This window comes from Pseudomonas sp. NY8896 (assembly GCF_039634505.1).
Map to the genome: position 1 here is coordinate 3,362,283 of NZ_CP132350.1, position 24,797 is coordinate 3,387,079.

A 24,797-nucleotide genomic window follows, 5' to 3' on the forward strand; every position below is an offset into this window, starting at 1 on the left:
GCAGGGTAACCTGCGCCGGTCGGTCACTTTGCAGCGGATATCAGGTTTTCCTGGCTCTGCTGCTCGACCGTTCGCTGGATCTCCCGCGCCAAGGTCTTCACATCATGCTGCTCGATTTCCTTGGGCATCACTTCAAAGCCAACCGAGTTGTACAACCGCCCCCAGGCGGCCTGTGCATCGGAGTAGGCCGCCTCGCGCTGGTAGCGTGACAGCAGCAGGCGGCCTTCGGCGCGGATCAGTTCCAGCTCGCTACCCAATGCGGCGCTGCGCGAGGAACGGGCGTAGTCCAGCAGGCTTTGATCGACGCGCAGGCTTTCGTCGGCGAAGTCCACTTCCTGGCGGGCCAGCTGGTAGCGCAGCAGGCCCACGCGGACCTGGGTGAGGATGGCCATGGACAACGCCGTGCGGCGCATGTCGTCGGTCTTTTCCTGGCTTTTTTCCGCAGCGGTGATGTCGGGGTATTGCAGCAGGCGCAGCAGGTTCAGCGAGACATTGATGCCGGTCTGGTTCCAGTCGCTGTTGTACAGGTACTTGTTGGAGTCGTACTCGTAGCCGTAGTTGAAGCTCACGTTGGGCCACAACTGGGCCTTGGCGATCTTCAGGTCGTTCATGCTCACGCGCTTGCGGTACCACTCTTCCATGATTTCCGGGCGGCGCTCCAACGACAGGCGTTCGAGTTTTTCCATGTTGCCGTTGAGCAGTGGCAGCGGCTGCTCGTTGGTGTCGGCCAGCACCATGCGGGTGTTCGGCGGCAGCGACATCAGCGCGGCCAGTTCGGCGCGGGCGAACTCCAGGTCCTGGCGGCGCACGGTGAGCATGTACACCGAGTCGAGCAGGGCGCGTTGGTAGGCGAGGATGTCCTGGCGCGGCAGCAGGCCACGGCCCTCGGCTTCACGGGCAGAGGTCAGGGCACGGTGGGTACGCATCAGCAGGCCGTCCACTTCCGGCAGCAGGCGTTGCGCACCGAGGGCACGCCAATAGGCGTTGCGCACGTCCTGCAGGACGTTTTGCGCCACCTTTTCCCGGCGTTCCTCGGCCATCAGCATCTGGTCGTTCTTTTGCTGGGTGCGGAAGTAGGCAACACCGAAGTCCAGCAGGCTCCATGACAGGCCGAGGCTGTAAAGCGTGCGGTAGCGCTCCTCGGAGGTGGACGGGCGCAAGCTGACCTGGCGGTCTTCGATGCCGATCGAGGTGCCGCCGGAATCGTTGTTGCGCCCGGCGTAGCCGGCGGAGGCGACCAAGCGCGGCAGCATCTCGTGGCTGGAAACATCGCGCAGGTCCGAGGCCAGGGCGCTCTCCAGCAGTTTCAGGCGATAGTCGAGGTTGTATTTCAGGGCCCGCGCCGACGCTTCGTAGAAGGTAATCGGCCCGTTGACCGGTTCCTGTTCCTTGTACATGCGCGCCTGGTCCTCGATGACCCGCTGACGCATTTCGTCTTCACTGTAGGGCTTGGGCTCGAAGGCCGAGCAGGCGCCGAGCAGCAGGCCGAGGGCTGTGACGGTGCTCAGGCTTTTCAATGTCGATACGGGCATAGGCTGTCCTTGTTCAATCCGTGATGAGACATCGGCGTCATGGTGCGTTGCTACCGCGACGCTGCGCGGCTTCGCGCAATTGTGCGCGGAAGCCGTTCGCCGGCTGCGCGCGTTGTTCAGGCGCCATGTCACGAGGCAGAGGTGCCCACAGTGACGGGTCTGGCAACAGGCCATCGGCACTCAGGCTGATGACGCCCTGGCGGCCGTCGACCCAGTCCTTGTCCTCCTCGCTGGCCAACCGGCTGGCGGCCACTGCCTTGGCGACGAACTGGCCGTTGACCAGGCCAAGCTGGGCGCCGAGGGACTGGCTTTCGATTTCGGGTGTGGCGAACAATTGAACGTTGCTGCCATCGGCTCCCCAGGCCGACAGGGTCAGGGACTGGTTGATCTGTTCCACCACCGGCGTGACGTAGATCGCTGGCGTAACCTCCGGCAGCGGCAAGCCGCCCAACCTTTCCTGGCTGTCGCGGTCCAGGTACGGCCCCGGTGGAATGTAAGGCGTGGAAATATCCAGGGTGATGGTCAGCTGGGCCTGGTCGGTTGCACCGGCCAGGTCGCTGACGGTGTAGGTGAAATAGTCCTGGAGCACTTGCCCCAGGCCCGCCGCCGCCAGCACCTCGCGGTTGCTCAGGTCGATGGTGTAGGTGTAGCTGCCGTCGGCATTGAGCACCAGGGTGCCGTAGCGGCCGGCGATGGGCTGGCCAATGACACCGGCAGTGCCACTGGCGCCTTCCTGGCCGCTGCGGATACCCGTGACGGTCAGGCTATCGCCGCCGTCCACGTCGCTGTCGTTGGGCAGCACGTTACCGCTGGTGTGCGGCGCTGGTACCTGGTCACTGGCAGTGTTGCTGTCATCGCGGGCCACCGGGTTGTCGTTGGCCCCCTGGACGGTCACGCTCAGACGTGCCTCGGAGGTGGCGCCAGCAGTATCGCGCATGCGGTAGGTGAACACTTCGCGTAATGTTTCGTTCGCACTGCGCATGGCCTGCACGATGGGGTTGGTGTTGTCGACCAGGTATTGGTAACTGCCGTCAGCACTGATCAGCAGGGTGCCATACAGGCCTTGCAGCAGTTGGCCGGCGCTGGCGGTCTGGCCGTTTTCGGCGCTGTACTGCAGCACGGTCTTGCTCTCACCGTACTGCACGCCGTCCACGTCGGTATCGTTGTCCAGCACATTACCGCGCGGGTCTACCCCCGCGCCGGTATTGTTCACGCCGCCGGCTTCCACGGCGATGGCGGTGTCATCGTGGGCTACCGGGACGTCGTTGCGGCCGTCGATGGTAATGCTCAGCAGGCCGTTGGCGGTGCCGCCCCAGAGGTCGGTGAGCAGGTAGGTGAAGTTGTCCACCAGGGTTTGGCCGCTGACACGCAGTGCCTGCACCGTCGCCAGGCTGTTGTCGAGCACGTAGCTCCAGCTGCCGTCGGCGTTCAGGGTCAGGTCGCCGTACTGGCCGCGCAACGTTTGCCCGACTGCGGTGGGGCTGCCTGGCAATGGCCCGTCGCCGCTCCAGAACGCCAGCACTTCGAGGGTTTCCGGCACGATGATGTTGATGGTGTCGGGGTCGCTGTCGTTGTCCATCACGTTGCCGGACGGGTTGCTGCCGGGGATGGCGTTGTCCAGGCCGCCGGCTTCGATGGCCAGGCCCTGGTCAGGGTTGGCCACCGGTGGCTGGTTTTCACCGCGGATGAGCACGAAGAGGGTCGCGGTGTCGCTCAGGCCGCCGCCGTCGGTGACCTGGTAGGTGTAGCGCTGGATGACGAAGCCCAACGGGCCGAGTGCGATGATGTCCGGGTCGCTGGAGTTGACCACGAAGCGGTAACTGCCGTCGGCATTGAGGGTCAGGGTGCCGTAGTTGGTGGTGACGGTGGCGCTGCCGGTCAGCGGGTCGAGCGTCGGGTTGCTGCTTTCCTCGCCCACACCCACGGCGGTGACGGTCTTGCTGTCATTGGCATCCACGTCAGTGTCGTTGTTCAGCACATTGCCGGTGGGGTTGCGCCCGCCATTGCCATCGTCATCGGTGGCCACCGCGTACGCCAGGTCATCATGGGCCACGGGGGTGTCGTATCGCCCTTCGATGGTGATGGTGATTTGTGCCTGGGAGCTGGCACCTTCGGTGTCGTGCATGCGGTAGCTGAAGGTTTCGACCAGGCTTTCGCCGGCCTTGAGAGCCTGTACGGCCGCCAGGCTGTCGTTGACGGTGTAGACGTAATTGCCGTTGGCATCGATGCTCAAAGTGCCGTAGCTACCGGCGACCTGCGTGGCGCCCGCGCCAACCTGGACGAACGTACCGCCGGCGGCGAGGGTGCCCAGGTAAACACCATCCAGCGTCTTGCTGTCACCGGCGTCCACATCAAGGTCATTGCCCAGGGCATTGCCGCTGCCGGCCTGGCCTGGCGTGCCGTTGTTCACGCCACCGGCTTCGACGGCGATGGCGCTGTCATTGGCGGCGATCGGCGTGTCATTGCGACCGTGAATGACCACGGTAAAGGTGGCGGTGACGGTCTTGCCGTTACCATCGCTGACGCTGTACTGGTATACCTCGGTGAGCCGGTCGGCATCGGTACGCAGGGCCTGCACGGCGCTGTTGGCGTTGTCTACCACGTAGCGGTAGTTGCCCTGGCTATCCAGGACCAGGCTGCCGTAGTTGCCCGCCAGTGGTTGCCCGAGAATGCCTGTCACCCCCGTTGGGCTGAGCACGCCGCTGATGCTCAGGGTATCGCCGTCGGGGTCGCTGTAGGCAGCACTGATGTTGCCGCTGGGATCGACGCCGGCGATGGCGTTGTTCAGGCCGCCGGCTTCGATGGCGTCGATGCTGACGGCGTTGACCACGGGTGGGTCGTTGACCCCGGTGACGGTGATCACCAGCTGCGCCTGGTCAGTCAGGCCGCCGCTGTCGTGGATCTGGTAGGTAAAGATCACGTCGAGGCTTTGCCCGGCCGCCAAGGCACGTATGGCAGGGTCGGCACTGTTGACGACGAAGGTGTAGGTGCCGTCCTGGTTGAGGATGAGCTGACCGAAGTTGCCGCTGATCAGGCTGTTGTCGGCCAGCCGGGCCACGCTGCCGTCGATGGCTGCGGGGCTGCCGGCGCCGACCGGGGTGAGTGCACCCCCGGTGCTTTCCAGGCCACTGCGCACACCGTCGACCTTGAGCTGGGTGGCGGTTGGCTGGTCAAGGTTGTCGACGTCGGTGTCTGCGCCCACGCCACCGTTGCCGGTGATCACGTTGCCACTGGCATTGACCGGTGCTGGGCTGCCATCGCTGGCACCGGCAGTGGCGGTGCCATGGTCGTCCACGGCCACCGGCGCATCATTGGCACCCTGGAGGGTGATAACCAGCACGCTGATGGAACTGAGGCCATCAGTATCGGCCATCTGGTAGCTGAACTGTTCGACCAGGGTCTGGCCGGGGGACAGCGCCTGGACGGCAGCGTTGTTGTTGTCGACCACGTAGCGGTAACTGCCGTCGGTGTTGAGGGTCAGGGTGCCAAAATTGGCCACCATGGTGGTCGACCCACCGCTGGGCAGGGGGATGATGCGCCCGCCGCCCGGGCCGTCGAAACGTAGAGTGGTGACATGCTTGGTTTCGCCCAGCGCTGGGGAGTCCACGTCAGTGTCGTTGTCCAGCACGTTGCCGACTGCGTCCTGGCCCGGTGTGCTATTGTTGGTGCCCCCGGCTTCGATGGCAGTGGCGACGTCGCCGTGGGCGATCGGCGTGTCGTTGGCACCGTGGATGTTGATCTGCAGCACCGCGCTGCTGCCCAGGCCGCCGGTGTCGACGATGTCGTAGCTGAAGAACTCGCTGATGAACTGGCCAGCGGTGCGCAGCGCCTGCACAGCGGGGTTGTCGTTGTCGACGATGTACTGGAAGCCCCCATTGGGCCGCATGACCAGGGTGCCGTAGAGGCCCTGCAAGACTGTGACGAGATTGTCGCCCACCGCCACACCCCCTGGTGTGAGGTTGTTGGCAATGCGGGTGACGGTAAGCACGTCGCCGTTGGTCTGGATATCGACGTCGGTGTCGTTGAGCAGCACGTTGCCGGTCGGGTTCACGCCCGGGTCGCCGTTGTTGAAACCGCCGGCCTCCACCGCGATCGCCAGGTCGGCGTTGGCGATGGGCGCGTCGTTGACCGGGGTGATGATGATGTTCATTACGTCGGTGTCGGTCAGGGCATCGACCGGGTTTTGCCCAGGGATACCGTCGCCGTTGAGCGGGTGGTCGCCGTAGTTGCCCTGGTCGTTGGTGACCATGGTCAGGGTTTCGGCGGTGCGTGCGGTGTTGAAGTCCTGGTCGCCTTTGTAATAAAGCTGCGCGAGCAGTGCGTTCAACTCGGCCAGGGTGCCAGTCAGTACCAGGCTGCGTCCGGCACCGGCCGGTGGTGTGGCATTGGCTGCCGGTGGGGTGGCGCTTTGCCAGAGCACCCCGTGGAGTACCGACAGGGTAATGGTCATGACCCCGTCGGCATTGCCAGCATTCACGTCCACGTCGCTGATGGCCAGCCCCGTGAGGTGCAGCACCGTGTCTTCCAGCCCCTGTTGGTCGGCCACGGTGTTGACCGGGGCTTCGTTCAGGTGCACGTAGCCGGCATCGGCGGTGCCAGTCGAGCCTTCGCCCAAGGCCAGGTTGATGCCGCCAAGCCCGCTCGCCGCAGTGCCGGTATCGCTGTCGATGCGTAACCGGAAGTTGTTGTTCGCCGCTGCTTGATGGTCTTGCGCCACGGCCACCAGGTAGCTGCCCGAGGGCAACAGGGCGAACTGGTACAAACCGCCATTGGCGGTAACGGTGGTGAAGGTGCGATCGTCAGCGGTGCCGAACTGGCCGTCGTCTCCGGCCCAGGTCAGGGTCACGTCGATGCCGTCCAGGCCTGGGCCATCGGGGGTGACGCTGTCGGTGGCGCTGCGGGTGTCGTCCCATAGCGTGCCTTGGATCACGCCCATGCCAGCCCCTTCGCTGAGCACGTAGTTGTTCAGGCCGTTGGCGCCGTCCTGGCCGTTGCGCTCACCGGTGGCGCCACCGGCGATGGCGGGCAGCGAGCCGCCCCAGCCGTTGTTCTCGAAGTCGGTGGGCAGGCTGGTCCAGGTCAGTACCGCAGAACTGGCAGCATTGTCGGCGATGGTGACGTTGGGCAGGGTGACCGTGTAGATCACCTGCACGGTGTCGCCTGGTGCCAGGCGATCGAAGCCCAGTGAAATCCCCGTACCGTCGCTGAAGCTGACGCCTGCCGGCAGGTTGGCCAGGTCCAGCGCCGCGCCGTTGAGCAGAATGCTTTGTACCTGGTAGTTGCTGCCGTTGGGGAACTGGTCGGCCAGGTGAGTGTTGTAGGCGGGCACGTCACCGTTCTGGGTGAAGCTTACCGAAACCGTGGCGTTGGTGGTGCCGTTGCCTGGGCTGACGTCGATGACCGATTTGTCCAGGTTGACGAAGCTGGGCTCGACCACCCGCTCGAACAGGGTGTCGCTCTTGCCCCTGTCCACGCCGCCGTTGAGGCCGACGTGTTCGTGGGCCGACACGCCCAGGTTGGCACCGGCCTGGTTGCTGGCCACGTTGCTGACGCGCACGTTGAATTCCAGCACCACGCCTTCGACATCGGGGTCGTTGATTTCGTTGTTGATCAGGTTGCCCAGGCTGAACGTGACGGTCTGGCTGCCATCTGCATGGGTGGTAATGACCAGCCGCCCATTGTTGATGTCGAACACCCCGGTCGGTACGGCGCCGGACAGATCTGGGTTGATGCCTTGCGCCACATCGCTGAGCTCGTTGCCCGGCATGCTCAAGGTGCCGCTGCTGATCAGGTTGGTGGCATCGGTGGTCAGCCCGGCAGGGGTGTTGGACAGGAAGGCGATGAGGATGTTGTTGAGGCTGGCGGGAATGAACTCCAGGCCTGCGGCGAGTTCGATGCGGATCTGGTAGTCAGGGTTGTCGCCGGTGGGCACCAGCACAGCCACGCGATAGCGCACGATTTCACCGACCACCACAGTCTCGGAAACACCGCTGGTGTCGGTCACGCCGCTGCTGTTGGTGGCGGGGGGCGTGTCGGTGACGCCGCCTACCCGAGAGATGCGCACGCCGTTGCTGACCTGGAAGGTGAGCAACGATGCCAGTCGGTAATCGTTCAGGCTGCCGCCATTGAGCAGGCCATCTTCGCCACTGCGTTCGCCATTGACGGTGTCGATCGCATTGCTGCTGCCGTCAAGGCTGGTCCAGCGCACCTCCACGGCGTTGGCAAAGGCCGCTTCACCGGCTGCCGTGGCGTTCACGGTGCCGGTCAGTTGCAGCACGATGCGACCGCCGTTGGCGATGTCGATATTGGCCCCGCTGACGCTGATCAGTTGGCCACCCTGGATGATGAAGTCCGCGCCGCCATTGTTGGTCGCACCACCGCTGTAGGTAATGCCGGTAATGCTGACGCCAGAGAGTTCGGTGGGCAGGCCGTCGAGCAGGCTGATATCGAAGGCGTTGGTACCCGAAGTGTTGGTGATGACGATCTCGAAGGTGACCACGTCGCCGTCTTCGTAACCTCCGAACACCGGCGTAGAGGTGATCTGTTGCGTCACCGTCAGCGTCGGCTCGACGATGGTGACGCTCGGTTGCTGTGCGCTGACCACGTTGCGCTCTACCGGCGTGGCGCCATTGGGGGTATCGCCGTCGGGGTCGCTGTATACCAGTTGCGCCCCGTTGTTCAGCGTGGTGCCTTGCTGGTTGCCAGTCACGTTGCTGGCCACCAGTACCAGGCGGATGACGAAGCTGTTGTTGCCGGTTACGTTGTCGGCGTTGGCACCGGCACTGCTGAACACCAGTTGCAGGTCGGCACCGTCACTGCCGTCCGGCGTGAGCGGGTTGATACTGACGCTGCCATTGAAGTCTGCGGTCAGCGCCGCGCTGCCGGCCACCGTGGTAATCAGCTGGTAGCCGAGGTTGCCATTGAAGCGTGGGTCCAGGCGCAGGCCGGGCGGGATCAGGTCGTTGAGGCGCAGGTTGCTGGTCACGCCTTCGGGCAAGGTGATGACGATGTCGTAGGTCATGCTTTCGCCGACCACCAGGTTGCTGCCGGTGGTGTGCGCGGCACTGGAATCATCGTCGCTGAGGCTGCCGTTCTGGTAGGTCTTGCTGATGCCAGGGGCGGCGACCTGCTGGTTGGCGACTTCCACCAGGTCGGTTGGGGTGAAGTCCTGGCCGCCATTGACGCTGGCGTAGTTGGTCAGCGCTGCGCTGCTTTGCAGGGTGCTGGAGGCGAGGATCGCGTCGTTGACAGTGACGTCGTAGGTGATGACCACCACGTTGGCACCGGACAAGTCGCTGGCGGTGCCTGCACGGCCAGCCAGGAGGGTGGCCTGGCCATTGGCGTCGAGGAACGTGATGGTGCTGCCGTTGACGCTGTAGTCGGTGCCGGCCACCAGCAAGGTGCCGTCGCCACGGTAGATTTGCAGGTTGGCCGCCGCCAGGCTGCCACCGACAAAGGCAAGCCCGGTGGGCAGGGTGATGCTGGTGCTGACATCGTAGGCACCGCCGCCACCGGTGTTCTTGAGGGCGGTGGCCAGGCGCAGGGTGTCGGCGCCGTCGATGCCACTGACGTTGCCGTCCACCGCCGCCAGGCTGGTGACGCTGCCGCCGAACGGCACGCCGCTGGTGCCGGGTGCGTTCCAGCTGCCCGTGGTGCCGGTGACCGTGCCGTTGCTGCTGGAGACAACCCCGTGCTTGATGTCCAGCACCGGTTCGGCCACCGACTCGATCACCGCCACGTCCGAGGAGACGAGCACGGTCTTGTCCACCGTGGTGGTCTGGCTCGATTGCGCCAGCACGTCGAGTTCACGCTGGTCGGCGAACGGCTGGTCGCCGACCACCATGGTGAAGCGCACTTGCACCGTGCCGCCATTGAGGCCGCCGGAGGCGTAGTTGCCGAAGTCGAAGACGATGGAGTTGCCGGGGCCGGTGGTGACGCTGTCCGGCACGTCCAGAATGGTGTTGCCGCTGCCGATGCTCCATTGCCCGACACCGGTGCCGAAGCTCCAGCTGATGCCGCTGGCATCCAGCAATGGCAGCGGCAGGTAGGCGGTAAGCTTGAAATTCTCGTAGTCGGCTATCAGCAAGTCGTAGCTGATGGTGAAGGTCACCACATCGCCTGGGCGCAGCTCACCGTTGGCGGGCGGGTTACCGCCGTTGACCTGGGTGAGCTCGATATCGACGTTGGAGGTTTCGATGGTGCTGAGGGTGCTGGAACCATCCGTCTGGGTGCCGCCGATGTTCAACGCATCGCGCAGCACAGTAGCGGCCACGATGGCATTGTTGCCCACGCTGTCGCCTTCGTTGAGTTGGTCGTGGGGCGGGTGGTCGGTGGTGTAGGTGGTGTCGACAGTAGCGTCATAGACGATGCGCAGGCCGGTAGCGCCGTTCTGTTCGGTATCGTCGTAGAGGTCACCGAACAAGGCCGCCACGCCGGGGCCGGCGATTGCCTGGCGAATGGATTCGGCAATGTCGAACACCAAAGTGGTGCTGCCGTCGGCGTTCACCGTCTGGGTAAAGACCAGGGCGATGCTCAACGACGTGCCGTTGCCCTGCAGCAGCAGGGTGGGTGGGTTGGCTGAGCTGAACGTCAAGCCGTCGCCAAGCTGGTCGGTGACGGTGAACTGGCCTTGCTCGAGGATGTTTTCGCCGAAGGCGAAGAAGTCGGAAATGGCCACGTCCATGGTGTAGCGCAGGGTGTCGCCGGGGGTGAGGCCGACGCTGCCGACGTCGTTCTGCAGGTCGACTTGCTTGAGCAAGGTGATCGACTTGGCGACGAAGGTCACGCCCTGGCCATTGCCGGTTTCACTGAACGGGTAGCCGTCCGGGTCCTGCGGGCGGTCGCGCGGGTCGAGCGGGTTCCAGCCGCCTGTGACGCTGGCGGTCCCGAAATTGATGGTGACCGGGTTGCCGGTAGTCGGGTCGAGCACTGGGCGGCCATTGGCGTCGATTTCCGGCACATAGAAGCTGACCTGGGTTTCGCTGGCGGCGCTCAGGCTGTCGTAGTGAATGGCATAGCTGGCCACGAAAGCGTTGGGGTTGGCCAACGCTGCTGCGATCAGTGCGGGGTCGGTCAGCACCGTGCCGTCGTGCAGGGTGACCGACGTCAGTGTGCCGCCGGGGCCTGGGGTGATGGCGCTGACATGGACCTGATCGGGCACCGTCTGGGTCACGGTGACGTTGGTCAGGGTCTGGCCGGGGGCCGGGGTCACGGTGACCGTCTGGGTGCGGGTGTAGTTGGGGCCGGTGACGGTTTCGCCCTCGGGCATGTTGACCGTTTGCGTGACCTTGAGCAGGGTGGGGGTGATGATGAAGCTGTGCAGCGAGGTTTCGACCAGGCTTGGGTCCTGAACCGGGTTGTTCAGCGAGTCGTTGCCGTACTCGAAACCGGCCCTGGCATTGATGGTGAGGTTGGGCGCGCCATCGGAGTAACTGGTATCGGCCAGGTTGCTCAACAGCCCGGTGACCTGGATGTCGATGCTGGGCTGGCCATTGGTCACGCTGGCGTAAGGCAGTTGCAGCACCACCATCTGGTCACCGGGCTTCATGCCGACACTGGCGGCATTGATTACCAGTGCATTGCCACTGGCATCCTTGGCCAGCGGGTGGCTGGCATTGCCGTTGGCATCGAAGGTGATCACGAAGCTGTTCACCGCCTGTCCCAGATAGGTAGCGGACACGAATGTGGCGCCATCGTTGCCGTCACGGCCAGTGGCGGGCATGAACAGGTCGAGATAAGGGGCGTAGCCTTCCTGGGTCGAGGGGTTGGTGAAGCTGACGGTAAAGGTGAATTGTTCGCCCAGCTGCACTTCGGCGCCACCGCTGCCAAGGCTTGCGGTGGGGCTGGCATCGGCCAGCAGGCCCTGGAAGCTGGTCAGCGTGGAGGCGGCCAGGGCGATGGTCTTGTCCACGTCGCCGCTGCGCACTTCCAGGCGCCAGTCGCCACCGGCCAATTGGCTGCCGGTGGCATTGTTCGAGGCGCCGACATCGGCGCCGGTCCAGCGCGCCAGTTCGTCAACCAGCGCCTGGCCGCTGCTGCCGGCGCCGACGTCGCAGCCGTACAGCTGGATATCGGCCCCGGCATTGAGTTCGCCGCGCCATGCGCTGAGGCGCTCGCCCAGTTGCTCGACGGATTGCTGGGTGAACACCTGGTTGCCCAGGGTGAACTGGCCAGCGGCGCCGTGGGAGAACACCTGAATGGAATCGACCTTGCCCAGTTGCGCCAGGGTATTGCTGATGGCCGCGATGGCGTCCTGGCCTGCGTCCACGACCAGTGCGGTGGTGCCGGCCGGCAGGTTGGCGACGAGCTGGTCGCGGTTTTCCACGCGGGCGTCGATCACCACCAGGTTGCGCGGTTGGGCGGCGGGTGCGGCGGTGGTTTGCGCTTCACTGGCGGTGGGGGCGGGGTGGCTGGTGTCCTTGGCCTCGGCGTGACCGGGGTCGCTGTGCTGCTGGTCGACAGCGGCAGCGGCTGCACCGTCGAACAGAATCCGTTGTTCGAGGGCCAGGGTTTGTGACCGGGGGCGCAAGGTAGCGCCGATACCGGCTCTGTTCTTCATGTCCATGATGAATACCTGCTCGCAGAAACGTCACCAGAATCGGGATCTCAGCAAGCGTAGTCGCTTCCCATTCTGGTGCAAGCATGGCCGGTGCGGTCGTTCAGAAGCCGCTTTCGCGCAACACTACCGACGCCAGCCAGGTGCCCAGTTCCCCTAGTACGCTGCGCCGCTGCCCTTCGATCTTCAGCCTGCCACGCATCTCGTGCAGGCTTGTAGGAGGCTCGTCCAGTGCGATCAGTACTTGGAACATGGCGTTGTTGGGCACCAGCGGTTGCGAGCCGGTTGGTACCGGCCCGCCGAAGTGCGAAGACAGCATGCGGTGGGCCAGCTGGCTGGCGCGCGTGCTGCCGATGGCCAGGACCTTGCCGCGCAAGGCGCTGGCCTGCCCCTCGGGATAGAACAGCACGGGGTTGCCGACGGCCAGGTGGTGAACCTGGTCCTGCGCCACATAGGCATCGATCTGCCAACGGCTGGGGTCGATCAGGATACCCAGGGGCTCCTGGCGACTGACCCACTGGCCGGGGCGCAAGTCCTGGTCGTGGTCCAACCAGGTGCCTGCGAACGGCGCTTGCAGGTTAAGCCGGGCGATTTCGTTGCGTGCGGCACGCGCCTCTTCGTTTTGCACACTCAGGCGTTGCTGGGTGGCCGCGTCCACGCTCAGCCCGGCCGGGTCGGCCAGCAGGCCGGACAGGCGTGCCTGATAACTGCGGGCGGTGGCTTCGCTGCTGCGCAGGCGTGAGTCCAGGTCGGGTTCGTCGAGCACTGCCAGCACTTCGCCGGCCTTGACCGGGCCCTGTTCACGCAGGGTTTGCAGGCGCGCTGGGTAGGGCGTGTAGACCCGCAGTTGATGCTCGGCGCGGGCCACCCCTACGGCATCCACCTGGCTGTGCCAAGGGATCGCCAGCGCCAGAACAGCCAACCCCAGGCCCAGGTAGAACAGTTGCTTGCGCCGCCCCGGGATGCGTGTACGTTGCTGCCACCAATGGTTCAGCTCGCGCTTCACCGGCAAGGCAATGAACCAGGCGATTTCAACCATGAACAGAACGATCCCCAGCAGTTTGAAGAAGAACAGGTACACCGCCACGGCGATACCCAGAAACAGCACCAGGCGGTACAACCAGGTGGCGAAGGCGAATGCCACCAGCAACCGACGTTGCCCGACAGGGAACGGCTCTGGCCACGCTTCCTGCAGCCCCAACAGGTTGCGCCGCAGGGCAACCCGTGCCAACGCGGAAGCGCGTTCGTGCAGGTTGGGAAAGTCGAGCAGGTCGCTGAGGATGAAATAGCCGTCGAAGCGCATGAACGGGCTGGCGTTGAGCGCCAGTGACAACACCCAGCTGGTGGTCGCCAGGTACAGCAGGGCATTGCGCAGCGGGCCGTCGTCACATAGCGCCCAGCCCAAGGTTGCAAGGCCCGCCAGGGACAGTTCGGTGGCGATGCCTGCCGAGGCGATCGCCAGTCGCTGGCGGGGACGTTTGAGCTTCCAGCTTTCGCCGGTATCGGTGTACAGCATGGGCCACAGCACGAGAAAGGCCACGCCCATGTGCCCGACCCGCAACCCCAGGCGTGTGGCCACCAATGCATGGCCCAGCTCATGCAAGGTCTTGGCGACGATCAGCGCCAGGGCGAAGCTCAACAGCCCTTCGCTGGAGAACGACTCCACCACCGCATGGGTGAAGCTGTCCCACTGTTGCATCACCAGGATGATGCCCAGCAAGCTCAGCGCGACCACCGACAGGCCGGTCAGTGGGTGGAACAGCCAGCCCAGGGCTTTGGCCAAATGCTGCAGCGCCACTTGCGGGCGCAGCAGCGGGATGCGAAAGAACAGGTAGTGGTGCAGCCACCAGCGCCAGCTTGACCAGGTGCGCGCTTCGCTCTGCGCCTGCAGCCGGCCCAGTTGCTCGCTGCCGGGGCGCAGCAAGTGGTGTTGTTCGAGAAACGCACGCAGCTCCAGCACCTGTTCCACATCCGGGTTCAGTGCGCTGTCGCGTGACACTTGGGCGCTGATCTGGCGGGGCGACTGGCCCCAGCGCAGCAGGCATTCGAATTCCAGCCAACCGATGCGGTAGAAGCGGTTGATGACCGTGTCGTGGATCATCCAGGCAGGCTCGCCGTCGCGGTTGTCGGCCGCTTCGCACAGGCGCAGGTCTTCGCGCAGCGGCGGCAATGGCAGGTCGGCGGGATCGAGCATCACCAGCCGCTCCAAGCCCGCAGGCTGGCTAACGGTCGGCGCAGCAGGTAATAGCCGAGTATCACCCGGTCGCCGTAGAGCTTGGCCGTGCCATGCAGGCCAAGGCGGGCATGCGCGGCATGCTCGTCGATGCTGGCCAGCAGGCGGTAGGCCACCACGCCATCGTCGGCAGGCCTGGCCTGGTAGCTGGTTTCAAGGACTTTGCCCTTGAGCGGGCTGAGCGGGTAGGCGGTGAGGAACAGGGTGACTTCTGCACCCGGCTCCAGGGCGATGGCATCGGCCACGGCGAGTTGAATCTGCATCGCCGGTTGCGCAGGGTCGGCGACTTGCATGATCCGTTCGCCGGTCGAGACAGGTTTACCGAGCCAGTCGTTGGGGTCACTGAATACCGCCACGCCGGCCCGTGGTGCCAGCACCTGGGTACGCTTGAGCTGCGCCTGTACGGCGGCAAGCTCCGCGCGCCGCTGCTGGGCCCGGCCTTGCAGCAAGGTCAGTTCGCCCTTGCTTTGCGGGTTGTCGAAGGCGCGCTGGCTGGCGGCCACAAGCTCGGCATCGGCCACTGCAACTTCTTTGCCGAGCACATCGGCGCGGCTTCGCAGGGTGGTTTCGTCCAGGGCGAACAAGGGTGTACCGGCCTCGACCGGTTGGTTGGGGCGTACCTGTACCTGGTTGATCACCCCATCGATCGGTGAAGTGACGATCTGCGCCTGGCGCGAAACGATTTGCGCCGGCGCCAGTGCAGTCTGGCGCACGGGCACCAGCAGCAGGGCGCCGAACAGCAGCGCGACCAGCAGCACCTGGCGGCGGCTCGGGCGCCAGCGGCCGAGGCGCTGGCGGCGGGTCAGGGCGCTCCAGCAGTAAGCCCAGGTACGGGTCAGACCGTCCAGGTGCTGGTACAGCGCAGCGGGCGGGGCTTCTTCGAGCAACAGCACCAGCACGCCCAGGCGTTCACCTTCTTGCGTATGCAGCGGCACGCAGAGCAGGCCAGACGGCCACCATTCCGACCAGCCTTCGGCAATGTCTGGCGGGGGCGTGGCCGTGGTCTGGGTCAGCCACGCAGGTGTTCGATCGGTCAACTGCTCAGCCAGCCAGCGGCTGGAGCGCTTGAGCCAGACCAGGTAGGGCGAGTCTTCGCTGGGGCGCGCCAGGCCCGATACGCACAGCAGCTCGAGCGCCCCCTTGGCCTGCCTGAATACCAGCGCTTGGTGAAACGGCAGTAGCGGGTAAAGGTCGTTGGCCATACTGAAGGCAAGGGCATTCAACGACTCGGCGGTCATGGCCTTGTCGCGCAAGGCGTCCAGTTGCAGCAACAGCTGGGGGTGGGGCAATGGCTGGTTCATGGTCATGGCGCGAACCGCGCCGTGCCGCTCATGCCCGCCATCAACTCAGGGAACGGCTGGTCGAAGCGTGCTTCCAGTTCTACGGTCTGAGCCACCGCGTCGACCCTGGCGTTGATCACACTGACTTTCGCCGGGTAGGTCTTGCCGGTTTCATGCACCTGCACTTGCAGCGCTTGGCCGGGGCTGAGTGTCTTCAGTTGGCTGGAGGGCACATTCAAGCGCACTTTCAAGGCGCCATCACTGACCAGGTCGAACAGTGGCGTGCCAGCGCTGACCGTCTGGTAAGGCTTGACGTAGACCTTGGCGACATGGCCGGAGAACGGCGCTTGTACCTGGCAGTAACTCATCTGTGCCTCGCCCATGGCCCGCGCCCCGTCGGCTTTCTGCACTTCGGTGTTGGCGGCGGCCACTTCGATATCGCCCACGGCATCCAGCTTGCGCAGCTGCTTCTTGGCCTCCAGGTTCTGCCGGGCCATGGCCAGTTCGGCCACCGCCACCTTGCCCCGTGCCTGGGCTTCGCTGCAGTTGAAGCGGGCCAGGGTCGCGCCCTTGGCCACCCGTTCACCGAAGCTGGTTTTCAATTCGCCCAGCGTGCCGTTCATCTGGCTGGACAGGGTGGTTTCCAGCTCGGCGGCGAGCAGTACACGGATCGGCTGTGTGCCCTCGGCCGGTATCTCCTGTTCGGCATAGGCACAAAGGCTGGTCAGGGCCAGCAGCATGGGCAGGCAATGACGGGCAACGACGGGTATGGGCATTCTCGGTTCCTTGTCGAGAGGCGTCGGGACACGCAACAACAATGCTGCAACGCCTTCATACTAGAAAGGAAACCGATTTTTGCCCAATTGCCTCCAACGTTTTTGCAGGGCGCAGCCGATCAGCACAGGGTACGCAGCGGCAAACCGGCTGGCAGGTTCAAGCAAGGTGAGTCAACACACGATCAGAAGCCTTCCAGAACGATCTTGCCACGTGCTTTTCCACTCTCGATCATGGCGTGGGCACGTTTGAGGTGCTCGGCGCTGATCGTGCCGTAGTGCTCGCCGAGGGTCGTCTTCAGCACGCCCTCATCGACCAGCTGCGAAACGCGCTCGAGCAGTTGATGCTGCTTGATCATGTCCTCGGTCTTGTACAGCGAGCGCGTGAACATCAGCTCCCAGTGCAGGGACAGCGACTTGCGCTTGAGCGGCACCACATCCAGTTGCGCCGGGTCGTCGATCAGTGCCAGCTTGCCTTGTGGGCGAAGCACTTCGATCAGCTGGGTGAGGTAGGTGTCGGTGTGCGTCAGGCTGATCACATGGTCGACCGGGTCAAGCTTGAGCGTTTCCAGTTGCAGGGGGATCGATTCGGTGTGGTCGATGACATGATGAGCCCCCAGTGCTTTGACCCACGCTTGGGTTTCAGGCCTTGAAGCGGTGCCGATGACGGTCAGCTGGGTGAGCTTGCTGGCGAGCTGCACCAGGATCGAGCCAACCCCGCCAGCGGCACCGATCACCAAAAGGCTCTGGCCCTGGCCGCCGTTTTCTTCAACGCCCAGGCGGTCGAACAGCAGCTCCCAGGCGGTAATGGAGGTCAGGGGCAGGGCAGCGGCACTGGCGTTGTCCAGGCTGCGGGGCTTGTGCCCGACGATACGCTCGTCCACCACATGGAATTCGCTGTAGCTGCCAGGGCGGTCGATGGCGCCGGCATAGAAAACTTCGTCGCCGGGCCGGAACAACGTTACTTCTGGGCCGACTTCGCGGACAACGCCGACCGCATCCCAGCCGAGGACCTGTGGTTGCTCTCCACCACGGCTTGCACGGATCTTGGTATCGACCGGGTTGACGGCGATGGCCCTGACTTCAACCAGAAGGTCTCGGGCGCCAGGTTTCGGTGTGGGCAGTTGTGTGTCGTACAGCGACTGTGGGTCCTGGATCGGCAACCCAGGCTGGGTGTAAACGACGGCCTTCATTGGCGCTACCTCATTGGGGATTGGAAAGTGGGTTCAGGCTATGCGTTTTGATTGAGTCGATAAACAGCTTGAATAGCGCAAGACTTTCTCTCTTGAAATGAAAGTTGCATGAAGCGCTGGCGGCAAGGTCCCAGCGCTCCACGCCAGCCCTTACTCAACGCTGTAACGCGGCGCCAACTGGTTGCTGGACAGCAAGCCGAACAGGGCCTGTCGGCCAGCTTCGTACTGGTCGAAGGCTTGCAGGTCGTGCAGTGATGGAAGGGAGATCAGCACGCCGTTGTCGAAGTCCTGCAGCGCGCCGTCCACCAGGTCCTGGGCCGACATCACGATGGCGGGGTCGAGGTTTTCGACCGGCAAGCCGCCGATTTGCCAGAAATCAGTGGCGGTGGCCCCAGGCAGTACCGCCTGTACCTTCACGCCCTTGCCCGCCAGTTCCTTGTTCAACGCTTGGGTAAAGGCGGTGACATAGGCCTTGCTGCCACCGTAGACGCCGTTGAGCAGCTCTGGCGCCAGGCTGACGACGGACGAGATGTTGATGACCGCACCTTGCCCGCGAGCGACAAAACCAGGTACAGCCGCATAGGTCAGGCGGGTGAGGGCGGTAACGTTGAGGGTGATCATTTCGGCCATGCGCTCGACATCGCTGTCCAGCAGGCTGGTATGGGTGCCGATGCCGGCATTGTTTATCAGCACGCTGATGCTGGCGTCTTCGCGCAACTTGCGTTCGACCTTGGCCAGGTCATCGGCATTGGCCAGGTCTGCCGGGAACACTTCCACGTTCTGTCGGGTTTCGCTGGTGAGCCGGCCGGCCAATGCGTTCAGGCGCTCCCGGTTGCGTGCCACCAGCACCAGGTCATAGCCGCGGCGTGCCAGCCGCTCTGCGTAAATCGAACCGATGCCGGTGGAGGCGCCTGTGATGAGCGCGGTGCCTTTGAATACCTGTGTCATGGTGATACTCCGTTGTTTGGGTATGTGTGCCCATGATGCAGAAGGCGCTGCTTGTCTTAAACGACGTATATGGTAGTGTTTCAGGACATTGCGCAGAGGGCTTCCACCATGCACCGGGTCGGCTATTTGATCACCGAAGGCTTCCAGATCATGTCACTGGCCACGCAAACCGTGTTCGAGCTCGCCAACATCGTCGCGGGCAGCGCGGTTTACCGGATCGAGAATTTTTCCATCGAAGGCGGCATGGTGCGCTCCTCGCTGGGGATGCATATCGACACGCTACCCATGGCCGCCCCGGGCCTGGCGGACACCTGGATGGTCACTGGCACGTTGACGCCCTGGACGCCGCCCGGTGCAGAGGTACTGGCCTGCGTGCGGGGCTTCGTCGATGCTGCGCGGCGCACAGCTGGGCTTTGCACCGGCTGTTTCGTGCTGGCGCAGGCAGGCGTGCTGGATGGGCGGCGCGCAACGACCCACTGGGCCTATGCGCCCAAGCTGCGTGAATTGCACCCCAAGATCGATGTCGAGGAAGACCGGATTTTCATCGTCGATGGAAACATATGGACGTCTGCCGGCATGACCGCCGCCCTGGACATGGCGTTGGGCATGGTGGAAAAGGACCTGGGCGCCGAGATGGCCAGGTCGGTTGCGCACAAGATGGTCATGCACCAACGCCGTTCCGGCGGGCAGTCCCAGCACTCCGAACTGTTGTCGCTTGCGCCCAAGTCGGACCGTATCCAGAGCGCGCTGGACTACGCACGCAAACACCTAAGCCGCCCATTGAGCGTGGAGGAGCTTGCCGAAGTGGTGCACCTGAGCCCGCGCCAATTCACCCGTGTGTTCACCGCCGAGACCGGGCAGTCACCGGCCAAGGCCATCGAGAGCCTGCGCCTGGAGGCTGCCCGGCTGATGATCGAGCAGAGTCGGCACAGCCTGGATGTGGTGGCCAAGGAGGCTGGCTTCAGGGACCGTCGCCATATGCGCGAGGTGTTCATCCGTGGGTTTGGTGTACCCCCTCAAGCCGTGCGAAGAGATGCTCGGCAGGTGCCGGCCCTCTGACAGGGAAGGCCACCTCAACGCAGCCCCAGTCGGCGATCGAGCGACAGGGCACCCGCTCCACGCCCGATCAGCAGCAGCAACAGGCCGGCCCAGGACAAATGGGTCGGCCAGGCATCGGGGTAGACGAACACCTCGATCACTGTGGTCATACCCAGCAGCGCGAACGCCGAAAGCCGTGTGAACAGGCCGAGCACCAGCAGCAGCGGGAACAGGTGTTCAGCGTAGGTGGCCAGGTGGGCTGCCAGCCAGGGCGATACCAGCGGCAGGGCGAACTCGCCTTGGAACAAGTCGTATGTAGAGGGAGTGATGGTCAGCAAGCCCTCGACTTTGGTGCGGCCAGAGAGAAAGAAGATCGAGGCGATGGCAACGCGCGCCACCAGGCACAGCAGGGTGTCGCTCAACAGCGGCTGCACCCGGTCGGCAAGGTGGTTCCAGCGCTGGCGCAGGCCATTGCCGGGGTGGGAGAGGTGAGTGGTGTCCATGACGCCTCCTTCAGGCGAATGACAGGGGACGAAAGACCTGTGCCGCCAGCAAGCGGCTGAGTAGCTGTGTGAAGTCCAGGTCGGGCTGGGCCGACAGTGCGGCCTGTGAGGCTTGTTCCAGGGGCAGGCCTTGGGCGCAGGCATCCAGGAAGGCGCAGCCGCCGACTTCCAGTGTTTGTTTGGCGACACCTTCTGCCGTGCCGCTCAACAGCGCGCCCTCTGCGATCCAGGGCTGCTCTGGCGGCCAGGCCAGGCCCTCGCGGCTGTAGTGCCACAGGGTGAAAACCGGGTGCTGTGCGAACCAGCGCCAACGCACGCTGGTTCGTGGTGCCAGGCAGCTGTTTGCCAGGTCTGCGGCGGTCATCCCAGCCAGGTCGGTCAATACAAGGCAGGGCTCCAGGGGCGCTGCAAATGCTTCGCACCAGGCAAAATCCAGGCGGGCGACATCGGCCAGGTAAGGCATGTCGTAGTGGCGCTGCAGCGGTTCGAGAAAGTCGGCGAAGGCCGCGCCATAGTGGATCAGCCGTGGGTCGTCTGGCGGCATTCGTTGTGCGTAGGCCGCGGCGACCTCCTGCATCCAGGCCTGGCCGACCAGCACTTCGACGCTGGGGAAGTTGCCGCGCAGGGCTTCGACAGCACCTGCCAGCACGCTGTTGCGGTACACCGCGAATGCAGCTTGGCCCGCCAGTGCGGCCAGTTGGGGGGCAGGGCGGTGATACAGCGCGTCGATGAAAGCGTCCTGAAACTGGCCAAGGGAAAGTGTCATGGTCGTGTACCTGCCTGATCGAGCAGCGCCTGGGCGGTGTCACGCTCTGCCAGCAATTCATCGAACGCAGGCAGGTTGCCGTCGCGCTCGACCAACGTCGGGCGGGGGCCGATACGGGCGATCAACTGCTGATACAAGGCCCAGACTGGCGCGGTGATGGCGGCGTCATGGGAGTCGATCAGCAGGCTGCCCTCGGAGTCGTGGCTGTGGCCGGCCAGGTGTATTTCGCTGATGGCCGCAGCCGGAAAACGTTCAAGGTACGCTGCCGCGCTGAACCCGAGGTTGTGGGCACTGACGTATACATTGTTGACATCCAGCAACAGGCTGCAGCCAGTGCGACGCACCAGCTCGTTGAGAAAGCCGATTTCATCCCAGTCATGCCCCTCCAGTCGCAGGTAGTGGCTGGGGTTCTCCAGGGCGATGCAACGCCCCAGGGCATCCTGGGTGCGCGAGATGTTGTCGCTGATGCGGGCCAGGGCCTCGTTGCTGCGGGGGAAGGGCAGCAAGTCGGGGTGGTACAGCCCGCGCCAGGTCGACCAGGCCAGGTGCTCCGACACCAGCGTCGGCTGCACCTCATCGACCAGCGCCCGCAGGCGTTGCAGGTGTGCCGCATCCGGTGCGGCGTCCGCCGCCAGCGATAGCGCGACACCGTGCAGCGACAGCGGGTGGCGCTCGGCGAAGCGTTGCAGCCAAGCCCTGCGCGGGCCGCCGACCATGTAGTTCTCCGGGTGCACTTCGAACCACAGCCCACTGGCCTGGCACGGCAGGGCGTCGGTGTAGTGCTCGGCCTTCAGCCCGAGCCCGGCGCCCAGAGGCGCGATGCTATTCATGGTCGGCGGCCTGCGCTCAGGACTTGATCGGGGTCAGCGAGCCCATGCCGCTGGGTGTCTTGATGGACGTGCAGGTGCCTGCGGGCACGTTTTTCCAGTGCATGCCGTCGTAGTCCTTCTTGGCACTGCCGGCACAGGTGGTGCCGGCACCAGCCTTGCAGTCGTTCTTGCCGGCCATGGCGACGCCGTAGCATTTCTCCATGGCAGCGCCAGCGCTGGTGGTGTTGGCCGGGTCAGCGGCCAGCGCAGCACCGGCCAGCGAAGCCAGGGCGAGGGCGGCGGTGGCGAGGGCGAGGGTTTTCATGATGCGGTCTCCGGAAGATGGGGCCGCGGCGTTGTACCGGCGGCTCATGGAGTAGTTCGCCCGCTGGGCCGAACCGGTTACAGCACCTTGAAAAAAAAATGCGGCCGCGTGACAGTCGCCTACCGTATGAAGGCGGCAGGTTTTTCGCGACAAAAACTTCCACGGTGGGTGTAACCCGGGTGGCCGATGCAACGAACTATTACTCAGGAGGCACTTGGCGCACGCGAGGCCCAGTTGCAGGCGTTGCTGCTGCAAGGGCTGACCGGCGATGCGGCGGCCTATCGGATGTTCCTGGCGGCGTTGGCCGTGCACGTGCGCAGTTTTTTGTCACGGCGCCTTGCTCAACGCCCCTGCGAAGTCGAAGACCTGCTGCAAGAGGTGTTGTTGGCCGTGCACAACGCCCGCCACACCTACCAGGCGCAGCAACCGCTGACCGCCTGGGTGCAGGCCATTGCCCGCTATAAACTGGCGGACCACTATCGCAGTTACGCCCGCCACGATGCGTTGCACGAAGGGCTGGAGGATGACAGCGACCTGTTTGCCGCCAGCGAGCAAGAGGCGGCTCAAGCCACTCGGGACCTGGCCAAGCTGTTGGCGCAATTGCCAGAGCGCCAGCGCTTGCCCATCGTCCATGTCAAGCTGGAGGGGCTTTCGGTGGAAGAAACCGCGCGCATGACCGGCCTGTCCAGCTCGGCTGTGAAAGTGGGCATTCACCGGGGCCTGAAGGCATTGGCCAAGCTGATGGGAGGCAAGGGCGACGATGAAGACCGATGACCTGATAGCCCTGCTGGCCGCCGGCGAAGGGCCGGTGCAACGCCATGCGCTGGCCCGACGCCTGGCACTGGCGGTGCTGGGCGGTGCGTTGGGTGCGGTACTGATGACTGTGGCTTTGTACGGTGTGCGCGCCGACCTGGCATTGGTGGCGCACACCCCGCTGTTCTGGGCCAAGCTTGCCTTGCCCGGTAGCGTGGCGCTGCTGGCGCTGTGGCTGACCCAGCGGTTGGCCAGGCCTGGAATGAAAGGCGGCGCGCTATGGGGGCTGCTTGGTTTACCGCTGCTGTTGGTCTGGCTGGGGGCTGCGACGAGCTTGCTCGGTGCCCCAGAGGGTGCCCGTGCCGAGTTGATCCTGGGGCGCACCTGGCGCACCTGCGCCTTGAACATCGCCTTGCTGTCGGTACCCACCCTGATTGCCATTGGCTGGGCGCTGCGTGGCCTGGCACCCATTCACCTGCGTCAGGCGGGCGCGGCGGGCGGTCTGCTGGCAGGTGCCACGGCTACCCTTGCCTATTGCCTGCATTGCCCGGAAATGGAGGCGCCGTTTTGGGGGCTCTGGTATGTGCTGGGCATGCTGGTGCCGGCTTTGGCGGGCACCTTGCTCGGGCCACGCCTGCTGCGCTGGTGACCGAGGCAGCTTTGTGGCCTTGCGGCTAAGCACCCAGGGCCCGTTTCAACACGTCGAAAACTCTGGCGTCACCTGATTGAGCAACGTTGAAACGAAGGAAGTCGCCTGCCGTCATGGACTGGCTAAAAGCATTTCCGGGCGCAAGCACTACACCGTCATTCAAACAGGTTCTCGCCAGCGTTGCTGCGTCCTTGCCCTGTGGGAGCTGGCACCACACGTACATACCTGCCTGGGGCGTTATCCAGGGCTTGATACCAATGGCCTGAAGCCTGGCCACTGTTACGTCCATTTGCTCGGCCAACCGGAGGCGAACGCTTTCCATGTGTTTGCGGTACCCGCTATCGGTAATAGCGTGATGGATGATGTCCGCGGCCAAGCGCCCACCGCCGAAGGTAGTCGCAATCTTGAGGTCGACCAGGCTGTCGATCCATTCACCACGCGCAGCGATATAGCCGCAGCGGACAGAGGCGGAGATAGTCTTGGAAAAGCTGCCGATCTGGATGACGCGAGAGAGGCCATCGAAGGCAGACAGGCGTGGCGCGGGCGTATGTTCGAAGTCGGCGAAGATATCGTCCTCCACGATCACCAGGCTGGAGTTGTCGGCCAGCTTGAGCAGGCGGTGCGCCGTGACCGGAGAGAGGGTGGCCCCTGTTGGGTTGTGGATGCCGGAATTGGTGATGTACAACCGGGGGGCGTGCTCGAGCAGGGCAGTGCCGAACGCCTCGATGTCTGGGCCCGTTGCCGTGTAGGGTACGCCTACGATGTTTACCCTGTGCGCTTTCAGTAGTGCGTGAAAATTGAAATAGCAGGGGTCGTCCACCAGCACCGTGTCGCCCGGTTCCAGCAGAAAACGGCAAATCAGGTCGATGGCGTGCGTGCCCGATTCGGTGAGCATGATCTGTTCAAGAGGGGCTTCGATCCCGATGCCAGCCAGCCGCCGTGACAAAAACTGCCTGAGCGGCGGATGCCCAAGCGGAGAAGCGTATTCAGTCAGTTTGGCCGTGTCTGAACGGGCAACGACCCGAAGCGCTTTACGCATGCCCGCTTCGAACATCCAGGAGGGCGGTAGCCAGCCGCATCCCGGTTTCAGCGCATCGCTGGAGGTTTCCAGAGACTGGCGCGAGATCCACAACGGGTCGACCTCAAGATCAAGTTTTGGGCCAAGTTCGGTGAGTGCCAATGGCGCCACCGGCCCGGCTACGTAAAAGCCCGAACCAGGGCGCGAGCTAAGTACACCCTCTGCCATTAACCGCTCGTAGGCCTCAAGGACGGTAGAAACCGAAAACTGCATTGTCTGAGCCATTGCGCGGACCGAAGGAACTCTCGCACCCGGTGTGTAGGCCCGAGAGGCTATCCTGGACTGGATCTCACCCATGACCGTTCGAATTCGCGTGCCATTGCGCTTCATCGCATCCTCAACTGTGCTGGATTAATGTGCAT

15 protein-coding genes are annotated in these 24,797 nt (G+C 64.2%); 3 read left to right on the plus strand and 12 right to left on the minus strand.

Annotated features, from left to right (window positions below):
* Positions 1-23 precede the first annotated feature (23 nt).
* The 7 genes from Q9451_RS15090 to Q9451_RS15120 form a co-directional block, all read right to left on the minus strand.
* Positions 24-1,532: a TolC family protein gene (locus Q9451_RS15090; RefSeq protein ID WP_012272698.1), complete on the minus strand. Its 1,509-nt coding sequence runs from the start codon at positions 1,530-1,532 to the stop codon at positions 24-26.
* Positions 1,533-1,569: 37 nt separating this feature from the next.
* Entirely contained in the window at positions 1,570-12,096 is a 10,527-nt protein-coding gene (locus Q9451_RS15095) for a VCBS domain-containing protein (RefSeq protein ID WP_012272697.1), read from the minus strand.
* Between the two features lie 94 nt (positions 12,097-12,190).
* Entirely contained in the window at positions 12,191-14,281 is a 2,091-nt protein-coding gene (locus tag Q9451_RS15100) for an HlyD family efflux transporter periplasmic adaptor subunit (RefSeq protein ID WP_012272696.1), read from the minus strand.
* On the minus strand, positions 14,281-15,627 hold the full coding sequence (locus tag Q9451_RS15105; protein ID WP_012272695.1) for an HlyD family efflux transporter periplasmic adaptor subunit: 1,347 nt from the start codon (positions 15,625-15,627) through the stop codon (positions 14,281-14,283). The genes Q9451_RS15100 and Q9451_RS15105 overlap by 1 nt, the downstream gene beginning before the upstream one ends.
* The gene (locus Q9451_RS15110; RefSeq protein ID WP_012272694.1) at positions 15,624-16,376 is read right to left on the minus strand and encodes an efflux RND transporter periplasmic adaptor subunit; all 753 of its coding nucleotides are present in this window, start codon (positions 16,374-16,376) and stop codon (positions 15,624-15,626) included. The genes Q9451_RS15105 and Q9451_RS15110 overlap by 4 nt, the downstream gene beginning before the upstream one ends.
* Before the next feature lie 182 nt (positions 16,377-16,558).
* Positions 16,559-17,566, minus strand: a complete 1,008-nt coding sequence (locus Q9451_RS15115) for a zinc-binding alcohol dehydrogenase family protein (protein WP_012272693.1) — start codon at positions 17,564-17,566, stop codon at positions 16,559-16,561.
* A 150-nt stretch (positions 17,567-17,716) separates the two neighbouring features.
* Complete coding sequence (locus tag Q9451_RS15120; RefSeq protein WP_012272692.1) at positions 17,717-18,514, minus strand: SDR family oxidoreductase; 798 nt, start codon at positions 18,512-18,514, stop codon at positions 17,717-17,719.
* A gap of 108 nt (positions 18,515-18,622) precedes the next feature.
* On the opposite strand from Q9451_RS15120, the gene Q9451_RS15125 reads away from it, so the two are divergent.
* A complete protein-coding gene (locus tag Q9451_RS15125; protein ID WP_012272691.1) occupies positions 18,623-19,573 on the plus strand; it encodes a GlxA family transcriptional regulator in 951 nt (316 codons plus the stop codon).
* A 14-nt stretch (positions 19,574-19,587) separates the two neighbouring features.
* Here the strand turns inward: Q9451_RS15125 and Q9451_RS15130 are convergent, their stop codons facing one another.
* The 4 genes from Q9451_RS15130 to Q9451_RS15145 are packed head-to-tail and all read right to left on the minus strand — an operon-like array spanning position 19,588 to position 21,955.
* Positions 19,588-20,055, minus strand: a complete 468-nt coding sequence (locus tag Q9451_RS15130; RefSeq protein ID WP_012272690.1) for a DoxX family protein — start codon at positions 20,053-20,055, stop codon at positions 19,588-19,590.
* A gap of 10 nt (positions 20,056-20,065) precedes the next feature.
* A complete protein-coding gene (locus Q9451_RS15135; protein ID WP_012272689.1) occupies positions 20,066-20,821 on the minus strand; it encodes a DNA-binding domain-containing protein in 756 nt (251 codons plus the stop codon).
* Positions 20,818-21,651: a DUF692 domain-containing protein gene (locus tag Q9451_RS15140; RefSeq protein ID WP_012272688.1), complete on the minus strand. Its 834-nt coding sequence runs from the start codon at positions 21,649-21,651 to the stop codon at positions 20,818-20,820. The genes Q9451_RS15135 and Q9451_RS15140 overlap by 4 nt, the downstream gene beginning before the upstream one ends.
* Before the next feature lie 16 nt (positions 21,652-21,667).
* A complete protein-coding gene (locus Q9451_RS15145) occupies positions 21,668-21,955 on the minus strand; it encodes a DUF2282 domain-containing protein (protein WP_012272687.1) in 288 nt (95 codons plus the stop codon).
* Between the two features lie 186 nt (positions 21,956-22,141).
* On the opposite strand from Q9451_RS15145, the gene Q9451_RS15150 reads away from it, so the two are divergent.
* On the plus strand, positions 22,142-22,729 hold the full coding sequence (locus Q9451_RS15150; RefSeq protein WP_041166520.1) for a sigma-70 family RNA polymerase sigma factor: 588 nt from the start codon (positions 22,142-22,144) through the stop codon (positions 22,727-22,729).
* On the plus strand, positions 22,716-23,357 hold the full coding sequence (locus Q9451_RS15155) for a DUF1109 domain-containing protein (RefSeq protein WP_012272685.1): 642 nt from the start codon (positions 22,716-22,718) through the stop codon (positions 23,355-23,357). Before Q9451_RS15150 ends, Q9451_RS15155 begins: the two co-directional genes overlap by 14 nt.
* 25 nt (positions 23,358-23,382) lie before the next feature.
* Here Q9451_RS15155 and Q9451_RS15160 read toward each other — a convergent pair whose 3' ends face one another.
* Entirely contained in the window at positions 23,383-24,765 is a 1,383-nt protein-coding gene (locus Q9451_RS15160) for a PLP-dependent aminotransferase family protein (protein ID WP_012272684.1), read from the minus strand.
* Positions 24,766-24,797 lie beyond the last annotated feature (32 nt).